The organism is Micromonospora sp. NBC_00821 (assembly GCF_036347035.1).
GTDB classification, from domain to species: Bacteria; Actinomycetota; Actinomycetes; order Mycobacteriales; family Micromonosporaceae; genus Micromonospora; species Micromonospora hortensis.
Genome location: NZ_CP108880.1, coordinates 1,169,918 through 1,189,298 on the forward strand (window position 1 = coordinate 1,169,918; position 19,381 = coordinate 1,189,298).

Sequence of the window (19,381 nt, forward strand, 5' to 3'; positions counted from 1 at the left end):
CCCTCCCGGTGGGCCCGTCGGCGGCCCGGATAGGCTGGCCGCGCTATGGATTCCCGTACCGGTCTGCCAGTTGTCGGCATGGTGGGTGGCGGCCAGTTGGCCCGGATGACCCACCAGGCCGCGATCGCCCTCGGCCAGTCACTGCGTGTGCTCGCGACCACTCCCGACGACGGCGCGGCGCTGGTCGCCGCCGACGTCCAGTACGGCGACCACACCGACCTGGCCGCGCTGCGCACCTTCGCCAAGGGCTGTGACGTCGTCACCTTCGACCACGAGCACGTACCCTCCGAGCACATTCGCACGCTGGCGGCGGAAGGGGTGTCCCTCTACCCGCCGGCGGACGCGCTGCTGCACGCCCAGGACAAGCAGGTCATGCGGGAACGCCTGACCGAGCTGGGTGCGCCCAACCCGGCTTGGCGGCCGGTCGGGGAGCCCGCCGACCTCGTCGGTTTCGGCGAGCAGGTCGGCTGGCCGGTGGTGCTGAAGGCGGCCAGGGGTGGGTACGACGGCCGGGGCGTCTGGATGGTCGACGACGCCGCCCAGGCCACGGAGTTGGCGACCACTCTGCTCGCTGGCGGCACCCGGCTGATCGTCGAGGAGCGGGTGCCGCTGCGGCGGGAGTTGGCAGTGCAGGTGGCCCGTTCGCCGTTCGGTCAGGTGGCCGCGTACCCGGTGGTCGAGACCGTGCAACGCGACGGCATCAACGTGGAGGTGCTGGCCCCGGCGCCCGGCTTGGACGAGGAGTTGGCGGTCTCCGCTCAGCAGCTCGCCATCGACCTGGCCACCGCGCTCGGTGTGATCGGCCTGCTGGCGGTGGAGTTGTTCGAGGTGCGCGACGACGCCGGCCGGCCCGCGATCGTGGTCAACGAGCTGGCGATGCGTCCGCACAACTCCGGGCACTGGACCATCGAGGGTGCCCGGACCTCACAGTTCGAGCAGCACCTGCGGGCCGTGCTGGACTACCCGATGGGTGACACCGCGCTGACCGCCCCGGTGGTGGTGTCGGCGAACGTGCTCGGTGGTGAGCCGGGCGGGATGTCGATCGACGAGCGGTTGCATCACCTCTTCGCCGCCGAGCCGGGTGCCAAGGTGCACCTGTACGGCAAGCAGGTGCGACCTGGCCGCAAGATCGGGCACGTCACGGTGCTCGGTGACGACCTGGACGACCTGCGGGAGCGGGCCGCGCGGGCCGTGCGCTGGCTGCGCGAGGGCCACGAGTGAGTAACGGTTTCGGGAACGAGGAGAGGGCCGCAGTGAGCACGGTTGGCTTGATCATGGGCAGCGACTCGGACTGGCCGACCATGCGGGCCGCGGCCGAGGTGTTGGACGACTTCGGCGTGGCGTACGAGGTCCGGGTGATCTCGGCGCACCGGACTCCGGTCGCGATGATCGAGTACGGGCGCGACGCCGCCGACCGGGGCCTCAAGGTGATCATCGCGGGGGCTGGGGGCGCCGCCGCGCTGCCCGGCATGGTGGCCTCGGTGACACCGCTGCCGGTGATCGGTGTGCCGGTGCCGCTGAAGCACCTCGACGGCATGGACTCGCTGTTGTCCATCGTGCAGATGCCGGCCGGGATCCCGGTCGCCACAGTGTCGATCGGCAACGCCCGCAACGCCGGCCTGCTCGCCGTGCGGATCCTCGGTGCCGCCGACGAGGGCCTGCGCGCCAAGATGGCGACCTACCAGCAGGACCTGGAGAAGCTGGTAGCAACGAAGGAAGCCGCCCTCCAAGCCACCCTGCACTAACCCCCCCCCCCCCGCCCCCCGCCCCCCACCCCCGCCCCCGCGATCTTGCACTTTCGGTCGTCGCTTCGCGGCTTTTACCCCTTATGCCGCGACAGAAAGTGCAAGATCGCGCGAGACGGACGCGGGTGACGCGAACCCGTCCCCACTCGTCCACGCCGCCGGGACCCTCCGTCTTATCTCATGCCGCGCAGGGCGGTCTGTAGGCGTTCCTGGGCGCGGCGGCGGCGCTCGTTGCTCGCACCGAGCACCAGCAGCAGGATGCCCACCGGGATCAGCGCCAGCCACGGGCCCAGGCTGAACAGGGCGTGGATCGCCGTGATCGCGGTGACCGACGCGCCGACGATCACCGGGGCCTGCTGCCGACTGGACGAGCCGAAGATCAGCACCGCGACCGCGCCGAGCAGCAGCAGCATCTGCCGCACAGTGCTGGACTCGGTGGCCAGCACGATCGCCAACGTCGGCACGAAGGCCGCGACCAGCGCCGGACCGTACGCCACCCAACTGCTCATGTCGGGCCGGTGGCGTAGCTCCAGGACTCCGACGAGGAGGGCCAGCACGGCGAACGGCAGCGTGTACGCCTCGGGCAACGCCACGTCGGCGACTCGCATCAGGATCCACCACGCGGTGATCTCACACACCACCACCGCCCAGAACAGGATCCGGCGTTCCACCGGCCGGCGACCGGGTCGGGTCGCCGCCACCCCGAGGACAGCGCCCCAGGCGGCCAGCAGGGCGGCGATGTGACGGGGCGAGTCGAAGGCGAGGGCCAACGCGATCAGCGCGGCAGCATGCCCGGTCCACTCCACCGTGGAGGCCTCACGCTGCGCCTCCGGGCGGCGCAGCCGGGGCAGGGTAGCGGCGAGCACCTGGAGGACCGCGCCGACGGCGAGCACCCCGAACGCGGACCAGACCGCCGCCAGTCCGGCGACCAGGCCGGCGGTGAGCACGAAGAGCTGCGCCATGAGTGAGGCGAAGAGCCAGCCGAGGATGCGCGCCCGCTGGGTGGTGCCGAACAGCGCCGCCACCGCGCCCACCCCGACCGCGCTGCCGAGGGTGAACAGGGTCATCTGCCGGTCGGCCAGGCTGCCGGCGAGCCCGGCGCTGCCACCGGCCAGACCAATGGCGAACACCAGCACCCGGGCCAGCCGCAGTGAGCGGGCCCGCTCGACCAGCGCCGGCGGCGGGGTCAGTGCGAGACCGAGCATCGCGATGGTGAAGACGGAGAGCGCGGCGACGGTGCTGGCGGGCCAGCCCTGGCCCAGCGCGATGGGCGCGATCAGCAGCGTGACGGCCGCCCCTGGCAGCACCACCGGCACGGCGCGGGACCGTCGCCCACCGCTGAACCCGGTGGCGGCCAGCGCGGCGGTCGCGGTGAGCAGCAACGCCGTCAGTACGTGGGTCGGGTTGACCACGTCCGACGGTGGAGTGAGCAACTCCGGGAGCGGACCCTGCCAGATCCGGGTCAATGTGCGGTGTGGCTCGACCAGGGCGGTGACCAGCGCGGGTGCGATCGAGGCGAGCGCCAGGGCGGTCGGCAGCGCCGCCGCGGCCAACGCGCCCGCTGCCGGGTTGACCCGCCACCGCCGTCGCTCCGGGTCGTCGGGCAGCCGCCAGAGGGCGCCGTCGAGTCGCACCGACCACCGCCGGACCGGCTGGGCCGCGCCGGTGGGCGGCACTGTGGCCGCGCGGATCAGCTCGGCCAGCACGCCGAGCAGGGCGGCGGCGGCCGCGTAGACCCCGGCGGCGAGCCCGGTGGGGATGGCGGCGAGGGCGCTGATGGTGGCCCCGCCGACCACCGCCACGCTGACCCAGGGCAGATATTGCGGCACCAACCGGCGGACGGCGGCCACAGCGGCCAGGCCGAGGCTCGTCGCGGCCAGCGCGGCGGTCAGCACCACCTGCGCCGAATGATCGAACTCGGCGGACAGTGCCGCCACCGCACCGGGAAGGGCCAGCAGGGCGGCACCGATCGCCGCGCCGCCGATCTGCGCCAGGTGCGGCGGCATACCCTCGGTTTCGATGTCGGCGACCTGTGGACCGGCGAGGACGCGGGCCAGCGAGGCCACCACCACGCCGATCAGCGCGATGCTGCCCAGCGCCAGGGCCGTGGTCCACGGGCGGACCAGTCCAGCTCCGGCGGCGTGCAGCGCGACGACCCCGGCCACCGTGGCCCGGGACAGCCCGGCGCGCGCCTCCTCGGTGGCCACCGCGGCCATGCCGAACACGGTGGCGACCATTCCGCCGACCAGGACCGGTGACCACCAGGCCAGATCGAATGCGGCGGGCGCGCCGATCGTGGCGAGCACCACCGCCACGCCGGAAACGTCCCAGCGCCACGGCGGCGGGAGCAGAATGCCGGCGGCGAGGGCCAGGAGCGCCAGCGCCACAGGCGCCTGCCAGGTGGCACCGCCCACGGGGGCGGCCGGCCAGTCGCTCAGGTCGCCCCTCCAGATCGGCCCGGGGGTGGCCAGCACGCCAACCCCACCGCGTACCGCCGACCAGCCGGCGAGGACGCCGATCAGGACACCGCCGACGGTGAGGCCGAGGATCGGGCCGCGTCGCCACTCCTCGGGCATGCTGCGGGCGCCCACGGCGACCACCAGGAGCAGGGCGGCGGCCACCGCCAACTGACCCCCCGGGGCGAGCACCGCCCCGATCCGTACCAGTGTGGCGATCAGGGCGGTGGTGACCGCCGCGGCGGCCAGGTCCGAGCCGTCGAGGGTGAGGTCGGCTCGACGGCCGGCGTCGATGGAGGGGGCCAGGAAGAGCAGCACCGCCGCGACCAGCAGGAGCGCGCCCACCCAGGCGTCGGCGACTGTCGCGCCGGGCGCCCCGAACGCGGCGGCGGTGACCATCAGCGCGCCCAGCCCGGTGCCGACCGACAGTGGGGCGGGGATATGGCGCTGGGAGACCTGCACGACGGCTGCGTAGCCCAGGGTCACGCAGACCGCCAGGAAGCTGGCCGCCAGGATCGGGACGGTCACCTCGCGCAGGCTCGCCGGGGTGGGGGTCGGGTCGCTCGGCATGGTCGCGGCCACGAACGCCGCCACCGCCCCGGGCAGCGCGAACGCGGCGCCACCGGCGGCCCAGGCGGTGACCGTGTCGGAGGCGGCCGAGGCGATCCGGATCCGGGGCGCCAGCGTGACCAGCGTGCCCGCCACGAACAGGGTGATCAGGACTGCGGCGGTGAGGGTGGGGCTGGTCAGGCTGGCACCCGCGCCGAACAGGCCCACCACGGCCGCCCCGATGGCGTGCGCGACAGCGGCCCGGTCGGTGCGGGCGGACAGCCCGATGACCCCGATGCCGATCGCGGTGATGACCATGGGCCAGGGTGCCGTCGCCCAGCCGAGACCGAACGAGGCCGGGACGGCGAGCGCTGTCAGCGCCGCGCCGGCGACCGCGAACTCCCGGCGGATCTCGGTGGGCAGGGCCAGCACCGCCGCGATGGTGAGCAGGAACGCGGCACCCGCGAGCTGCCAGGTGGTCGGCCCGACGGCGGCGGCCAACTCCCCCGGGTACCGGCTGAGGTCGGGGTTCCAGGCGGGCAGTGCCGCCCGGACCGGCGCCACCCCGGCGCGTAACGCGCCGCCGGCGACCACCAGACCACTGACGGTCAACGCCACCGCGGAGGCGAGCTGTGGGCCACGCCGGGCCGCTTCCGGAACCGCGCGCACCGCCAGCCCGGTCACCGTGATGACCGCCGCGATCAGCAGCAGCGCCCGGCCGGGGAGTGCCACCGAGGCGATTCGGCTGAGCGAGCCGATCACCGCCAGGGTAACGATGCCGGCCGCGACGTCCGGCAGCGGCGGACGACGCAGCACCAACGCGCCGGCCAGCCCGATCACGGCGGCCAACAGCAGCACCACCCCGGCGCCGGTAGCGGTCGGCACGGTCTGTGCCCGGAGCAGGGCGGTGACCGCGTACGCCAGCGAGACGGCGACCGCCAGCGCGTGCAGCAACCAGGTCAGCTGACGCAGGCCGGGCACCGGTCGGGTCGGCTGGGGGGCGGTGGCACCGCCGCTGGCGTCGATCAGCTCGGCGGCCTCCTCCGGGTCGCCCTCCGGCCGGCTCTCGGCGTCGCGTTGGCGGGGCGCGGACGGCGTGCCCGGCGATGGCAGGTCCTGTCGGACGGGGCGTTCGACGGTCACGCCGGAGCGGGCCAGGCCGAGGTTGACGAGAGCGACCAGGGCCAGCACCAGGGCCCAGCCGCCCGGCCCGGTGATCTGGTCGTACGCCAGCAGGGGCAGCACCGGCTGGGCGGCGAGCACTGTGGCGAAGCGGGGCGCGCGCAGACCGGTCCAACCGGCGTACCCGAACGCGACGGCGGCGGTGACCGCGAAGATCACCCCGGCGAAGACAGTGCCGGAGCCGCCGCCGGTGCCGATTCGGTCCACCGCCCAGAGGGCGTTGCCGGCGAGCGGCACCAGCAGCAGGCCGACCGCGGCGATGGTCTCGGCGGTCGAGGTTAGCCCGCGCCGGGCCAGTGCCGGTGGGGCGAGCAGCATCAGCACGGTGGCCAGGAGCAGGATGCCGAGCCGGGCCAGCGCGTCCATCGAGCTGGTGGCAACCGCGGCGAAGACCACAGCGGCCACGCCGAGCAGCAGCGCGCCCAGCCCGAGCGGGATGTTCTGCACCTCGCGCGAGGACGCCTCCGGCGGGTGCTCCGGGTCGTCCGCGTCCAGCCAGGCGGCCCGGGGCGGGGGTGGCGGCGGATCCTCCGGGGCGGGCGGTGTGCCCTGGCGAGGCACCCGGGGCGGCGCTCCCATGGTGGCCGTCGGTGGCCGCCGAGCGGGGCGGCGTCGCAGCACCCGGCGCGGCCGGGTGGCCTGCTTGATCCGTTCCTCGCCGGCGTGGGCGAGGATGTCCCGCTGGAAGAGCGCGGCCTGCATCTTGGCGGCGATCTGCCGCTGCTCGCGGGCGATGGCGGCGTCGCGCGCCTTCATCTCCGCTATCGAACGCTCAATGTCGGCCAGGTGCTCGACCCACTGTGGTTGATCTGCCCCACAGTGCGGGCATCGGACGGCCGGCTTGATCTCCCGGCCGCACGAGGAGCATTGAAAGGTCGCCACGACACCCCTCCACCCGCACTGTGGACTCCCACTGTCGCAGCATGCCCAATGCTGGCGCGGATTTCGACTCTTGTCGGCGGGTCCGGGGCAAACAACGACACCGGCCGGTCACCGAGATGTTCGATGGCCGGCCGGTGGAGCGTCGGTCGGGTCAGGGGCGACCCATGCCCCGGTACTCCCAGCCCGCCTGGGCCCACAGTGCCGGGTCGAGGCAGTTGCGGCCGTCGACGACCTTGCGACCCTTGACCAACTCGCCGAGGGCGACCGGATCCGCGTTGCGGAAGTCGGCCCACTCGGTGAGGACGCAGACCAGGTCGGCCCCGTCGACCGCCTCGTTGATGCTGCTCTCGTAGGTCAACTCGGGAACCGCGCGGCGGGCGTTCTCGGTGCCCTGCGGGTCGTACACGTGCACGTCGGCGCCGGCCTTGTGCAGCAGCGCGGCGACGGCGAGCGCCGGGGCGTCGCGGACGTCGTCGGTGTTGGGCTTGAAGGTGGCACCGAGCACCGCGATCCGGGTGCCGGAGAAGTCCGGGCCGGCCGGGCCGGAGCGGCGGCCGAGGAGGTCCGCGGCGAGCTGGAGCACCCGGGTACGCCGACGCAGGTTGATCAGGTCGACCTCGTGCAGGAAGCGCAGCGCCTCGCCGGCGCCCAACTCCTGGGCGCGGGCCTGGAAGGCCCGAATGTCCTTGGGCAGGCAGGCGCCTCCGAAGCCGAGGCCGGCCTGGAGGAACCTGTTGCCGATTCGCGGGTCGTAGCCGATTGCGCGGGCCAGCTGGGTGACGTCGCCACCGGAGGCCTCGCAGACCTCGGCCATCGCGTTGATGAAGGAGATCTTGGTGGCCAGGAAGGCGTTCGCGGCGACCTTGACCAGCTCGGCGGTGGAGAAGTCGGTGACCACCAGGGGCACCTCGCGGTCCTCCGTGGCCGCCAGGTCGAACACGCCCTTGTGCGCGGCGTAGAGCATGCCGTTGGCCCACTCGCTCTTGACGCCGACCACGATCCGGTTGGGCCGCAGTACGTCGTCGACGGCGAAGCCCTCCTGGAGGAACTCGGGGCTCCACGCCACCTCGACGTCCAGGTCGTTCGGGGTGTGCTTGCCGACGAGCTGCTCGACCCACTCGGCGGTGCCGACCGGCACGGTGGACTTGCCGACGATCAAGGCCTTGCGGGTCAGGTGCTGCGCGAGGCTGGTGACCGACGCCTCGACGTACGACAGGTCGGCGCCCATGCCGTCGGCCCGCTGCGGGGTGCCGACGCAGATGAAGTGCACGTCACCGAACTCGGCGGTCTCGGCGATGTCGGTGCTGAACCGGAGGCGGCCGGCGGCGAGGTTGCGCCGGAGCAGCTCGTCCAGGCCGGGCTCGTGGATCGGCACCTGACCGGCGTTCAGCATCGCGATCTTGTCGGCGTCGACGTCGAACCCGAGAACCTCGTAGCCCAGTTCGGCGTAGCAAATGGCGTACGTCGCACCGAGGTAACCAGTCCCAAGGAACGTCACCCGCGGCCGGGGTGCGCCCGAGGGCGGGGTCACCGCGGCGATGGCGGGGGTCGGCTGGATGGTGGGGTAGGGGATCGTCACGCCTGTCTTCTCCGCTCGCGCTGGCGTCGCGTCGTCGCGTCGCATTTTGCTGCGGCGCCTGGGCGGGGCACCGGAGGGTGGCTCACTGTCTCAATCTCCATCATCGCTGAGCGCGTCAGGTCCACCGTCCTGCCCATACCTACGCGCCGGTAACATCACCTGAACTGCAGTCGCTAGTCTTCAGTCTGCGCGGACGGCGGTCAGGAGTCGTCACAGACTGCGCATGATAGTGGTGAAGGGGAGGGCCGAGATGGCCGCAGGGGAGTCGTTCGACGTCTACCGGTTGCCCGAGGAGCACCAGGCGATCCGGGAAGCCGTGCGAGAGGTCTGCGCCGCGAAGGTGGCTCCGCACGCCGCGGAGGCCGACGAGGCAGGGGAGTTCCCCAAGGCATCCTACGACGCGCTGCGAGCGGCCGACTTCCACGCACCGCACATCCCCGAGGAGTACGGCGGCGCGGGCGCGGACGCGCTGGCCACCGCCATCGTGATCGAGGAGGTGGCACGCGCCTGCGCGTCCTCCTCGCTGATCCCGGCGGTGAACAAACTCGGCACCATGCCGCTGCTGTTGTCCGGTTCCGCCGACCTCAAGAGTCGCTACCTGACGCCGGTCGCGGCCGGTGACGCGATGTTCTCGTACTGCCTCTCCGAGCCGGAGGCGGGCAGCGACGCGGCGTCCATGACCACCAGGGCGGTACGTGACGGGGATCACTGGGTGCTCAACGGTGTGAAGCGCTGGATCACCAACGCCGGGGTGTCCGAGTTCTACACCGTCTTCGCCGTCACCGACCCTTCCGCCCGGTCCCGGGGCATCTCGGCCTTCGTGGTCGAGAAGTCCGATGCCGGCGTGAGCTTCGGCGCGCCGGAGAAGAAGCTCGGCATCAAGGGCTCGCCCACCCGCGAGGTCTACCTCGACAACGTGCGGATCCCGGCCGACCGGATGATCGGCGCGGAGGGCACCGGCTTCGCGACCGCGATGAAGACCCTGGACCACACCCGGGTCACCATCGCCGCGCAGGCCGTCGGCATCGCGCAGGGCGCGCTCGACTACGCGAAGGGGTACGTGGCCGAGCGTCGCCAGTTCGGCAAGGCTGTCGCCGAGTTCCAGGGGATCCAGTTCATGCTTGCCGACATGGGCATGAAGCTCGAGGCGGCCCGGCAGCTCACGTACGCGGCCGCCGGCAAGTCGGAGCGTGGCGACGCGGATCTCACCTACTTCGGCGCGGCGGCGAAGTGCTTCGCCTCCGACGCCGCCATGGAGATCACCACCGACGCGGTGCAGTTGCTCGGTGGCTACGGCTACACGCGGGACTACCCGGTCGAGCGGATGATGCGGGACGCCAAGATCACTCAGATCTACGAGGGCACCAACCAGGTCCAGCGGATCGTGATGGCTCGGCAGCTTTTGCAGGGCTGACCGAGGTGTTTCCGAACGCCGTGGCACAAGCGTCCGGTGCCGGCAATCGCCGGCGCCGGCGCACGGCATCCCGGCGCTCGGGTAAAGGCGGGGCCGCGACGGACGGGGCCTGATTCGGCGCGTACGCACACTGGCCTTCGTCGATGGCCCCGGCGCACGCGTCCGCCCGAATTCGGGTGTCGATGCCTGCTGCTTGCCCGGCGTGCGGGTGCCTTCGGGTACGCCGGGCGCCTTCCCCCCGCCACGCACGCGTGGTGCGGGTCCGTGCGGCGAAGGGGGTCCCGTGCTCGACCCGACGTCTCGGCCTGATCGGATCCGGCAATCGGACGCAATCGTCGGGCGGCCCACGCGTCGGCTTGTCGGCTCGGATGGTCGACGGCTTCGCGGGAGCTGCGATTCGGCGACGCCAACGCTCTCTGTCGTGCCTCGCCTTGGGTGCGTTAATAACCATTACATTGACTGTTGTCCAGCCATTCGGATGCTCGGCCAATGGATGATCGGTCGTTCTTTCCGCCTGTCGAGTGAAACTCGTCTCCGTGTCGGACTCTGGTCACGAGTTCCGCGATGAATGATCCTGCCCGTCCGGGCAAGTGATTTTTCCGACGCGCCGCGTCCAGCCTGGACGGTGGCGTCGTCGTTGATCGGTCCGCACGCCGCACGGAGTAGGCGGCAATGCTCCTGTTCTGCGCAGATGCGTTGGCGGCAACGCATTTCTGGCCGATTTCGGCCGTCTCGCCCGACCGCCAGCAGCCCCGCCCGACGGTACGCCGGCGGGCCTGGCGGCGTACCCGGTCGACCAACCATCTGCGGAGTATTTGTCATAAATACGTCCCGGTTGGCATGCTGAACTTCAGCGGCAGGCAAGGGTCTTGACACGCTCCGTGTCTGATGGTTTTCTGTGCCTCGCTTGCGTTTACATTCATGAACGCTGTTGGGTCGCAAACTTCGGGGGGGAGCGCGACGTGGGTTCAGCGTGGCTTGCCAGAATCTGCTTGACATCGACCGGGTTGCGTCCGCAAAGGGCCCTCGGCTTCGGGTCGGATAGCCGATTAACGTGCAGGTGGCCGGCCGTGGCCGTGGTGGAATCCGATAGCGAGACACGCGGCGGCGAAACCCCGCACGTCCTCTGAGCGACGCATAGCAAAAGTCTCCGCAAACGACAGTTGACGACGCCCGATCTGGGGACGCGCGTCCCGACTTCGACGCTGGCAGGTCTGACCGCCGTGGTCCCTGCCTGGCCGCCGTGCCGGTTCAGCGCTTCCCCGTCGGGTCCTGGGACCAGGCGCAGAGTGAGGAAGACGTGAACATTCTCGACAACCCCGACGGATGCTTCTTCGTAGTGGTGAACGACGAGGGGCAGCACTCGCTGTGGCCCGAGTCGCTCAGCCTGCCGGCCGGCTGGACGGTGACCCACGGGCCCGCCGACCGCGCGTCCTGCCTGGACCACGTCACCACCGAGTGGACGGACATGCGGCCGCGCAGCCTCGTGACGCACCTGGAGAGCGCCGCTCGGGAGGTGGCCTGATGACCACCGACGCGAGTGCCAGCCGCCCCGCGCCGCACGGCGCGGGGCTCTCGCCCGGCCGGTCACGCCTCGACTCGATGTCGCCCTCGAAGCGGGCCCTGTTCGAGAAGCGTCTCGGCGGCCGGCGCCCCCGGCCGGCCGAGGCGCTCGCCCGGGTGCCGCGCGGGGGCGACCTGCCCGTCTCCCCGGCACAGCGCCGGCTGTGGTTCATGGACCAGCTCGTCCCCGGCTCGGCGATGTTCAACGTGCCGACCGCCCTACGCCTGACCGGCGCACTCCGGCTCGACGTGCTCACCGACGCGGTGCGCGCCCTCGTCGACAGGCACGAGGCGCTGCGGACCGTGTTCGCGGCGAACGAGGGCGACCCGGTGCAGCGCATCCTGCGAGACATCGAGGTGGACCTCACCCCGCGCCCACTGCCCGTCGACGACGCGGCGGTGCTGGCCGCCGTACGCGACGAGGCGAGTCGTCCGTTTTCCCTCTCCGTCGGGCCACTGGCTCGCGCCGCGTTGTTCCGGCAGACCCCCACCGCGCACGTGCTGGTGCTGACCCTGCACCACAGCATCTGCGACGGTTGGTCGGTCAGCCTGCTCATCGATGAGCTGCTGGAGCTGTACCGCGCCGGGGCAGAGGACCGGGCTCCCCGGCTCGCGCCCCTCACCGTGCAGTACGCGGACTACGCCGCCTGGGAGAGCCGTCCCGACCGGGCCGCCGAGCTGGCCGAGGGCCTCGACTACTGGAAGCGGGCACTGGCGGGCGCGGTACCCGTCATCGACCTGCCGTTGGACCGTCCCCGCCCGCCCGTGCAGTCCTTCCGGGGCGAGCGGCACCGCTTCGCCCTGCCCGACGGCCTGTGGCAGGCGGTGACTCGCCTGGCCCAGGATGAGCGGGCCACCCCGTTCATGGTGCTGCTCGCCGGGTTCGCCGCGCTGATGTCGCGGTACGCGGCCCAGGACGAGGTCTCGGTGGTGACCCCGGTGGCGAACCGCCCCCGGGTCGAGCTGGAGACGATGGTCGGCTCCTTCGTCAACTCGATCGTCGTAAGGGTCGACACCTCCGGCGCGCCCACCTTCCGGGCCCTGGTGGGACGGGTCCGCGATCTCGTGCAGCAGGGCATGGCGCACGGCGAGGTGCCCTTCGACACGGTGGTGGAGGCGGTCGACCCGGAGCGCGACCTCAGCCACACGCCCCTCGCGCAGGTGATGTTCGCCCTCGTCGAGGACCAGGCGTTGGAGGCCGAGGCGGCGGGGTTGCGGGTCACGGCCGTCGAACACCACCTGCCGATCAGCAAGCACGACCTGACGGTCGAGGTGTGGCCGGACGCCGACGGTCGGCTGCGGGGGGTGGCCGAGTACGCGACCGACATCCTCGACGAGCGAACTGTGGCGCGGATGGCCGCTCACCTCGGCGTTCTACTGGTCGGTCTGACCGCCACGCCGGACGCCCCGGTCGGGTTGGCCCGCCTTCTGTCCGATGAGGAGACCCGGGCGGCGGTCGTGGACGGCAACCGCACCGAGGACCCTCTCCTCGGTGACGTGCCCGCGCACGAGCTGTTCGCTCGGCAGGCCGCCCGTACCCCTGACGCGCCCGCGCTCCTGGTCGGCGACCTGACTGTCACATTCGGAGAGCTGGACCGCCGGGCCGACGCCCTCGCCGCGCGGCTGCGCCGGCACGGTGTGGGACCGGAGACCCGCGTCGGCCTCTTCCTGGACCGTGGTGTCGACCTCGTCACGGCCGTGCTGGCCACCCTCCGGGCCGGCGGCGCGTACGTGCCGCTGGACGTGGGCGAGCCCGCCGAGCGGGTGCGGTTCATGCTCACCGACGCCGAGGTGCGGGTGGTCGTCACCAGCGCGGGCCGGGTCGCGGACCTACCGGACACCGACGTGTCGGTGCTGCTGCCCGACGGCGACGAGGACGCCACCACCGACCTGCCGCCGCTGCCGCGTCCGCACCCGGACAGCGCCTGCTACGTCATCTACACCTCGGGCTCGACCGGGCGACCGAAGGGTGTGGTGGTCACCCACCGCGGCCTGACCAACTACCTGGCGTGGAGCCTGCGGGCGTACCGGGTGGCCGAGGGCGGGGGCGCGCCACTGGTCTCGCCGTTGCGGTTCGACCTGTCGGTGACGACGCTGTTCTGTCCGCTGCTGGCCGGGCGTCCGGTGGTGCTCGTCGCCGACGGCACCGAGCTGGAGACCCTCACCGAGTTGCTCGGCAGCGACCTGGACCTCGGGCTGGTCAAGCTCACCCCGGCCCACCTGGAGGCGCTGGACCGGGCCGTTCCGAGCCGGACCATCGCTGCGGACGGCTACCTGATCGTCGGTGGCGAGTCGCTGCACGGCGCCACCGCCGCCGCCTGGCGACGCCGGGCTCCGGGCCTGCGCATCGTCAACGAGTACGGGCCCACCGAGACCGTCGTCGGCTGCTGCGTGCACGAGGTGCACGACGGCACCGACCTGTCCGGTGTGGTGCCGATCGGTCGTCCGATCGCCAACACGCGGCTCTACGTGCTGGACGGCAACCTGCTGCCGGTGCCGCCCGGCACGGTCGGTGAGCTGTATGTGGCGGGTGCCGGTGTGGCCCGTGGCTACCACGGTCGGCCGGACCTGACCGCCGGGCGGTTCCTGCCCGACCCGTTCGCCCCGACGCCGGGGGAGCGCATGTACCGCACCGGCGACCTCGTCCGGGTACGACCCGACGGCGAGCTCGACTGCCTGGGCCGGATCGACACCCAGGTGAAGATCCGGGGGTACCGGGTCGAGTTGGCGGAGATCGAGGCCACCCTGACGCGGCTGCCGCAGGTCCGCGAGGCGGTGGTCCTGCTGCGAACCGACCGGCCTGGTGAGGAGCGGTTGGTCGCGTACGTCACAGCGGCCGGGGACTCCATGGCCGACGACCCGCGTGACGCGCTGCGCGCGGAACTGCCGGACTACATGGTGCCGGAGGTCGTCGTTCCGCTCGACGCGCTGCCGTTGGCCGCCAACGGCAAGGTGGACCGGGCGGCCCTGCCCGCGCCCACGGCGGCCGAGCCGGCGCCCACCCTGGCCGCTCCGGAGAGCCGGCTGGAGGAGGCCATCGCCGAGGTGTGGGCCGACGTGCTGGGGCGGCCGGTCGAGTCGATCGGGCGGGACGCGAACTTCCTCGACCTGGGTGGGCACTCCCTGCTCGCGGTCCGGGCCATGGCCCGGCTGCGCAAGAAGCTCGAAATCGAGCTGCCGCTGGCGGTGTTCCTGGAGTCCACCTCGCTGGCCGACCTGGGGACCCGGATCGAGGCGCTCGGCGGGCGGGCCCCCCGGCCCGGTCTCGTCGCCGTCCCGAGGACCGGCCCGGTGCCGTTGTCGCACGCGCAAGGACGCCTGTACTTCCTCAACCGGCTCGCCGAGGACAGCGCGTTCTACAACGTGCCCCTCGCGCTGCGCTTCGACGGTGACCTGCGCGCGGACGCGCTGCGGGTGGCCTTCGGCGCGCTGTGGGCCCGGCACGAGGGGCTGCGCACCCGGTTCCCGTCCGTGGACGGCGAACCGGTGCAGGAGTTCCTGCCCGTCGACGCCGTGGCGTACGCCGAGGTGGACGTGCAGGGCGACGCCGACCCGGAGGGTCGGCTGGCCGCCCTCTTCGACGCCGAGGGGCGCACTCCGTTCGACCTGGCCGCCGGGCCGCTGCTGCGCGGCACCCTGGTGCGGGTACGCCCCGACTCGCACGTGCTGCTGCTGACGCTGCACCACACCGTCTCCGACGGCTGGTCCCTGAACATCGTGTTGAACGACCTGGTGACGCTCTACCGGGAGATCGCCCAGGGGCAGCCGTCGTCGTTGCCCGAGCTGACACACACCTATGTGGACTACACGTTCTGGCAGCGGTCCTGGCTGATCGGCGCCGAGCTAAACGACCAGCTCGACTGGTGGAAGCGGCAGCTCGACGGCGTACCCACGCTGGACCTGCCGACCGATCGGCCGCGACCGGCGGTGCAGACCTTCCGCGGAGCGCGCCATGACATCAGCTGGTCGGCCGAGCGATCCCGGGCGGTGGCCGACCTGGCCCGGCGGGAGAAGGTCTCCCTGTTCATGGCGTTGCTGGCCGGCTTCGACGTGCTCATGGCCCAGCTCAGTGGCCAACGGGACATCACCGTCGGTACGCCCGTCGCCAACCGCACCAGCACCGAGTTGGAGAAGCTCGTCGGGTTCTTCGCCAACACCCTGGCGCTGCGGGTCGACCTCTCCGGCGACCCCACCTTCCGCGAGGTGCTGCGGCGGGTCCGCAGCACGGCGCACGGCGCGTACGCCCACCAGGACGTCCCCTTCGAGATGGTCGTCGACGCGGTGGCGCCCACCCGCAGCCTCAGCCACTCACCGCTGTTCCAGGTGCGCTTCGCGTTGCAGAACGCCCCGGGCGGCCTACCCGACCCGGGCCCCGGCCTCACCCTCACGTCGATCGACAACGAGCAGTGCACCGCCCGCTTCGACCTGCTGATCGACCTGTGGGAGAACGGGGACGGCATCGAGGGGCACGCCGAGTACAGCACCGACCTGTTCGACGCGGGCACCGTCGAGGCGATGATGAGCCGCCTCGGGGTGCTGATGGACCGGTTGGTCGGTGACCCCGACCAGCGCGTCTTCGACGTGGATCCCCTCCTGCCGGGCGAGCGGGAGCGTCTCGACGCGCTCGCGCACGGTCCGGCGCTGCCGGTTGGCGCCGCGCACCGCACGCTCACCGCCCGGGTGGGCGAGCAGGCGCGACGCCGACCCGACGCTCCGGCGGTCACCAGCGGCGAGACGACCCTCTCCTACGGCGACCTGCACCGCCGCAGCGGTGACCTGGCCCGGGTGCTCGCCGAACGCGGCGCGGGCCCGGGAACGACGATCGCCCTGCACCTCGACCGGGGCGTCGACGTCGTCGTGGCGGCGTTGGCGGTCCTGGAGACAGGTGCCGCGTACGTGCCGCTGGACCCCGCGTACCCCGCGCAGCGGTTGGCGGCGATCGTGGCGGACGCCCGGCCGACGATGACGCTCACCACGCGCGACCTGGCGGGTCGTACGCCCCAGGGCGCGGGCGAGGTGGTGACGATCGAGGACCTGCCGGCCCCGGTGGGCCCCCGGCCGACACCGGCGCTGCGACCGGAGCACCCGGCCTACGTGGTCTACACCTCCGGCACCAAGGGGCTCCCCAAGGGTGTGGTGGTGACCCACGGCGGGCTGTCCGCGTACCTGGAGGGGCTGCCGGCCGCGCTGGCCCTGCCCGACGAGCCGGTGTTCCTGCACACCGCGTCGTTCGCGTTCTCGTCGTCTGTGCGGCAGTTCGCCGTTCCGCTGGCGCTGGGCGGCCACGTGGTCGTCGCCGGGCGCGCGCACCTGGCCGACCCGTTGGCACTGCTCACCTTCGTCACCGCGCACGGCGTGCAGGTGCTGGACCTGGTGCCGTCGTACCTGCGGGTCCTGCTGCCGGCGCTCACCTCGCCCGGCGGGTGGCGGCCACAGGTGGTGCTCACCGCCAGCGAGCCGCTGCGCTACGAACTTCCCGAGGCCATCCGCAACGCGCCGGGGACCGCGCCCCGGCTGGTCAACATGTACGGCCAGACCGAGACGACGGGCATCGTCGCCGTGGCGGAGGTCCGCATCGACCGGGCGGGCCGCGAGGCGGTGGTGCCGCTCGGTCGGCCGATCCCGGGCGCACGGCTGTACGTACTCGACGAGAGGCTGCGGCCGGTGCCGACCGGCCTGCCCGGCGAGATCGTCGTCGGTGGTGCGGGCCTGGCCCGCGGCTACCTGGGGGACGCCGCGTTGACCGCCGAGCGGTTCGTGCCCGATCCGCTGGGCGCGCCGGGCGACCGGCTCTACCGCACCGGTGACCGGGGGCGGCTGCTGCCGGACGGCACCGTGGAGTTCCTGGGCCGGATCGGCGACCAGGTCAAGATCCGGGGTCACCGGGTCGAGCCGGACGAGGTCGCCTCGGCGCTGTCCGCCCTGGACGGTGTGGGCGAGTGCGTGGTGCTCTGCGACGACGACGGGGCGGACGACCGGCGGCTGATGGCCCACGTGGCGCTGCGGCCGGGTACCGCGCTCTCCACCGACGACCTACGCGCGGCGCTGCGGGAGCGGCTGCCGGATTACATGGTGCCGACGGTGGCGCTCGTCGACCGCCTGCCCCGGCTGCCCAACGGGAAGGTCGACCGGGCCACGTTGTCGGCACCGACCCCCACCGTGGCTCCGGCCACCGCCGCTGCCACCGCCACCGCGGAGACCCGGCGTGGACCGGTGGAGGGGATCCTGACCGGGATCTGGCGGGACGTGCTGCGGGTGCCGTCGGTGGGTCCGGAGGACAACTTCTTCGCCCTGGGTGGGGACTCGCTGCACGTGATCCGGGTGGTGGATCGTGCCCGTAAGGCGGGTGTGGTGATCACGCCCGCGCAGTTCATCGCGCACCCCACCATCGCCGCGCTCGCCTCGGTCGCTACCGACGCGCAGACGCCGGCCGACAAGGCGCGGGAGGTCCTGGCCGGGATCTGGCGGGAGGTGCTGCGGGTGCCGTCGGTGGGTCCGGAGGACAACTTCTTCGCCCTGGGTGGGGACTCGCTGCACGTGATCCGGGTGGTGGATCGTGCCCGTAAGGCGGGTGTGGTGATCACGCCCGCGCAGTTCATCGCGCACCCCACCATCGCCGGCCTCGCGTCCGTTGCCGGTGGGTCGACGACCGCCGGTGCGGGTGGTGACGAAAGCCGCCGTACGCACCCCGGTGGGGTGCCGCTCGTCGCGTCGCACGTGGCCTTCGCCGAGCGGAACTTCGCCGACCCGCACAAGTACACGCACATCTTCATGTTCGAGGCGATGCGGTCACTCGACCCGGCGCTGCTGGAGCGGGCCGTGGCGGCGGTGATCACCCATCACGACTCGCTGCGGATCAGCTTCCCCCGGGCCGGTGGCCGGTTGTCGGTCCGGGTCAACGAGGCGTACCAGCCCACGCCGTTCACCAGCGTGGACCTGTCCGCCCTCGACCCGGCGGACCAGGAGGTCGCCTTCCGGCGCCTCGATCGCACCCTGCACCGCAAGCTCGACATCGAGAACGGGCCGCTGCTCCAGGTCGCCCTGGTCCGCTTCGGGGCCGACCGTCCCGAGCTGCTCGTGGTGATCGTCCACCACCAGTTGATGGACAACAGCTCCTGGGACGTCCTGATGGCGGATCTCCAGACCGCGTACCAGGCGGTGGAGGCCGGCGAGGAGCCGCGCCTGCCGCTGTCGACGGCGTCGTTCGCCGAATGGTCCCGCAACCTGGACGCGCTCGCCCGTGGCACGGAGTTGACCGAGGACATCGCGTACTGGACGGCGCTTGCCAAGGAACCTGTCCCGACCTGGCCGCTGGACCACCCCGACGGAGACGACTGCATGTCGTCGGAGGAGACGGTGGTGGTCGGGCTCGACGCGGAGGAGACCGCCGCGCTGCGCCGGCTGGTGCCGCAGGAGTACGGCCTGAGCGTCAACGACGCGCTGCTGGCCGCCACCCTCCAGGGCTTCACCGACTGGTCCGGTCAGTCGTCGATCCTGGTCGACCTCGTCGCCCGGGGTCGGGAGATGGGCGGTCAGGACCTCGACCTGTCCCGTGCCATCGGCCGGTTCTCGATGACCTCACCCCGGCTCGTCCGCCGACCCGAGAAGCCCGGCCCGAGGGCGCTGCTGGAGTCGGTCCGCGAGCAGATCGAGGCGGTGCCCCGGCGCGGCCTCGCCTTCGGCCTGCTGCGCTACCTCGGCGGGCATCCGGACGTGGCGGACGCGCTCGCCCCGCTCGGCAAGCCGGACATCCTGCTCAACAACTGGGGCGAGTTCGCCCACGAGCCCGAGGAGTCGCCGCTGCTCGGGCCGGCCATGGACGACTTCTGGCCGATGCCGAAGCTGCAACGCATGCACCGGCTCCAGGTGTTCGCGCGGTTCGCCGACGGTGAGCTCAGCCTGCACCTGAAGTACAGCAGCAACCTCAACGAGCGGAAGAGCATCGAGCGGCTCGCCGCCCTGACCCTGGCCGCCCTCCGGTCGTTCGTCCGGCCGGACGCCGACTGACCCG

The 19,381-nt window shown here is 72.4% G+C and carries 7 protein-coding genes; 5 read left to right on the plus strand and 2 right to left on the minus strand.

All coding sequences use genetic code 11. The annotated features are described in order from the left end of the window. Window positions 1–45 precede the first annotated feature (45 nt). Window positions 46–1,221: a 5-(carboxyamino)imidazole ribonucleotide synthase gene (locus OHB44_RS05570; protein WP_238683191.1), complete on the plus strand. Its 1,176-nt coding sequence runs from the start codon at window positions 46–48 to the stop codon at window positions 1,219–1,221. Window positions 1,222–1,253: 32 nt separating this feature from the next. Further along, the gene (purE, locus tag OHB44_RS05575; protein WP_238666648.1) at window positions 1,254–1,745 is read left to right on the plus strand and encodes a 5-(carboxyamino)imidazole ribonucleotide mutase; all 492 of its coding nucleotides are present in this window, start codon (window positions 1,254–1,256) and stop codon (window positions 1,743–1,745) included. 173 nt (window positions 1,746–1,918) lie between these two features. Here purE and OHB44_RS05580 read toward each other — a convergent pair whose 3' ends face one another. Further along, window positions 1,919–6,814 carry an SCO7613 C-terminal domain-containing membrane protein gene (locus OHB44_RS05580; RefSeq protein ID WP_330439779.1) on the minus strand — a complete coding sequence of 1,632 codons (4,896 nt, stop codon included), beginning with the start codon at window positions 6,812–6,814 and terminating at the stop codon, window positions 1,919–1,921. Between the two features lie 151 nt (window positions 6,815–6,965). Then, window positions 6,966–8,393: a UDP-glucose dehydrogenase family protein gene (locus OHB44_RS05585; protein ID WP_238683194.1), complete on the minus strand. Its 1,428-nt coding sequence runs from the start codon at window positions 8,391–8,393 to the stop codon at window positions 6,966–6,968. A 250-nt stretch (window positions 8,394–8,643) separates the two neighbouring features. Between OHB44_RS05585 and OHB44_RS05590 the strand changes: the two genes are divergently transcribed. From OHB44_RS05590 to OHB44_RS05600, 3 genes are all read left to right on the plus strand, one after another. Beyond that, the gene (locus OHB44_RS05590) at window positions 8,644–9,807 is read left to right on the plus strand and encodes an acyl-CoA dehydrogenase family protein (RefSeq protein ID WP_238683195.1); all 1,164 of its coding nucleotides are present in this window, start codon (window positions 8,644–8,646) and stop codon (window positions 9,805–9,807) included. A gap of 1,300 nt (window positions 9,808–11,107) precedes the next feature. Next, entirely contained in the window at window positions 11,108–11,332 is a 225-nt protein-coding gene (locus OHB44_RS05595) for an MbtH family protein (RefSeq protein WP_112582509.1), read from the plus strand. After that, the gene (locus OHB44_RS05600; RefSeq protein WP_330439782.1) at window positions 11,332–19,377 is read left to right on the plus strand and encodes an amino acid adenylation domain-containing protein; all 8,046 of its coding nucleotides are present in this window, start codon (window positions 11,332–11,334) and stop codon (window positions 19,375–19,377) included. The genes OHB44_RS05595 and OHB44_RS05600 overlap by 1 nt, the downstream gene beginning before the upstream one ends. The last annotated feature ends 4 nt before the right edge of the window (window positions 19,378–19,381 follow it).